The organism is Kordia sp. (assembly GCF_022447245.1).
GTDB lineage: Bacteria > Bacteroidota > Bacteroidia > Flavobacteriales > Flavobacteriaceae > Kordia.
The window spans coordinates 1-2,544 of the sequence record NZ_JAKVBC010000082.1; the positions used below are offsets into that span (position 1 = coordinate 1).

Genomic DNA, 2,544 nt, shown 5'->3' on the forward strand with positions numbered 1-2,544 from the left:
CGAATTTTTTTATCTGGAAAAAGGCAATTTTTATCCTCAATTCTAACTAAAGCGAATACTAAATCATCACTATGATAATTAGCTGCCAAATAAGCAGATGTTTTCCCTCCTGATATGGATGTTATTGTTTTCAAAATCTACTGTAATTTTAGAACATTGAAAGCTGGTTGCTTTCGTAGTTCGTGATTAGTATTTCGGTTTTAGTATTCTTAATGTTTCGGCGATCTTTTAAATAGATTACTTTCATTTCGTAGTCAGAAGCGAAGTCTAAAACTGCTTCATGATCAAATTCTGACATAGCACATTTGATACCGCAATCTTTCATAATTTTGAAGCAATCTTCAGTATCATTTTCAGACCACTTTGGAACCTTGTAATAATATTCTGTGTCTAAATAAACAGGGTCTAAATACACAAAACATTTTTCCTTTGGTGTGACATCTTTATGAAATGAAATTTTAGGTAGCACTTCTCTAAAGTCGCAATTGGTTATTTGTGAGTTTTGAAGCATTTCAAATACAGGGTCTATTCGAGCGAGTAGATTTCTTTTACTATTATCAATTCCTAGTCTTAGAGTGTCTCCTTTTCCTAAGTATGTAAAGTTTGATAGTAGCAAAAATCGAATAGCTTTTCTCATAGCGTCCGTTTCTATGTGTTTTTTCCAATGATTAATCATCGCTTCGGAAATAGGCATAATTGTTATTTGCTGCTTCAATTCTTCCTTACGATCGAGAATGATTTTATACAAATTGCTTACATCAGAATCAAAATCATTTAGAATCGAGTATTTTGGTTGTGGTAGATGAAAGAAACTACCTCCAGCACCGAAAAACAATTCAATTCTCATTCGGTGTTCTGGGAAGTGCTTATATAGCAAATCGCTAATTTTTCTTTTATTTCCTAATCTAGTCAATACCACTTTTACTACTGTTTTTATGCTACTTTCAAATAATTATTGAGAGCTGCGAAATTTGATTCTATTAATTTTTGCGCCATTAAAGGCACTACGGAGTTTCCAATAAATTTGAGTTGATTCGTTTTGGTTCCGGTTAACTCAAAATTCTCAGGAAATCCTTGTATCGTTTTTAACTCGGAAACTTTTAGCATCCTAATTTTTATATCCGAAATTTGATTCTGCTGCATGAACTCAACTATCAATTTTTCAGTTTCATTTCTGAATGGTCGTGTGACATTTTCAAATTCAAGTTCTTGATTTGCTGTTATTAGATAAATTGGTTTCTTATCCATTCGAGCAATTAAAGTCTGCGCTGGTTCCTCAATTGATTTTCCTTTGTTGGAAAATTGTGTATCAACTACATATTGTGCGCTTATAAGATTATGCTTTGGCGTAGTTGTCAATGTGCCTGCTGGTGCTTCGATTGAACTATGTGTTGCTGTTGAATAATCGTAATTGATAAAATGTGCAGCATAGCGTTCTTTTGTTGTCAATGTATTGCATGGGTCATTTACACTATGTGCAGTACCATTTCCATAATAAGAAGTTAGAAATACGGCTGCATGAGTTCTATTTGTTAGAATGGTTCCTAATGGCTCGTTTTTGCTACTAGATTTATAAGTAGGATCACCGCCATTGTATCGCTTGACAAACATTCCCTCTTTGGAAAACTTCAACAATCCTGCATAAATTCTTTTAAGCGTATTTTCGGAATATGATTTTCCCATTTTCGTTTTACCAAAAATTGATCTGCCATGATCTTCCAAGTCCAACACATCTTTTACAGCTTTCCATGGCTTTAAATTAGTTCCTAGTAGTTTACTTCTTTTAATGTGCGTTTGTTTTGGAAATTCGATTGGCATTCCAATACGTCCAAAAACTCCAAAATATCTTTCACGTGAGGTATAAGCTCCATAATCAGCACTATTTAATAACGCATATTGGTAATTGTATCCGTAAAAACGAATCGCATTACACCATCTGTTATAATCAATTCCTTTGAGTTCTTTTACTGGTTTTCCTTTTGTATCTAGTGGCCCCCATGTAAGAAACTCACGTACATTTTCAATATAAATGTAATCGGGATCTAGCTGTTCAATGTATTTGTATAAATGATCTGCCAAGGTTCGACTATCAGCATCGCGTGACAAACCGCCCTTTGCCTTACTGAAGTGTGTACACTCCAATGATGCCCAAATATTAATGATTGCATTTGGTTCTTTTTGGCGCAACTCATCAACTAAAGACTTTATTTTTAACACAACATTAAAATCACGAACATCTTCAGTAAGATGTAAACAATCTGGGTGATTTCCCTTGTGGCATTTAATTGCTTCAGGATCATGGTTGACACAAGCAAGTACTTTTGCATTTGCGTTTGCTAAATGAATTCCTGTTGTCGTTCCACCAGCACCACAAAATAAGTCTATCCAATAGATGTTTACTTCGGTCATTTTAATTACAGGTTTTTAGAATCCAGAAGCAACGAATTCATTGCATTCAATTTTTAATCCAGCTCCCGATCTTTGAATAGTACATTCCATATCGTATTCTCCACAGGTAACCACTAATTCCCGTATAGTTTCGAA

General features: G+C 34.2%; 2 protein-coding genes. Both read right to left on the bottom strand.

From position 1 onward, the window contains the following. Positions 1 to 148: 148 nt before the first annotated feature. The gene (locus tag MK119_RS24140) at positions 149 to 919 is read right to left on the bottom strand and encodes a DNA adenine methylase (RefSeq protein ID WP_290684287.1); all 771 of its coding nucleotides are present in this window, start codon (positions 917 to 919) and stop codon (positions 149 to 151) included. Positions 920 to 933: 14 nt separating this feature from the next. Beyond that, a complete protein-coding gene (locus MK119_RS24145) occupies positions 934 to 2,409 on the bottom strand; it encodes a DNA cytosine methyltransferase (RefSeq protein ID WP_290684290.1) in 1,476 nt (491 codons plus the stop codon). Between the last annotated feature and the right edge of the window lie 135 nt (positions 2,410 to 2,544).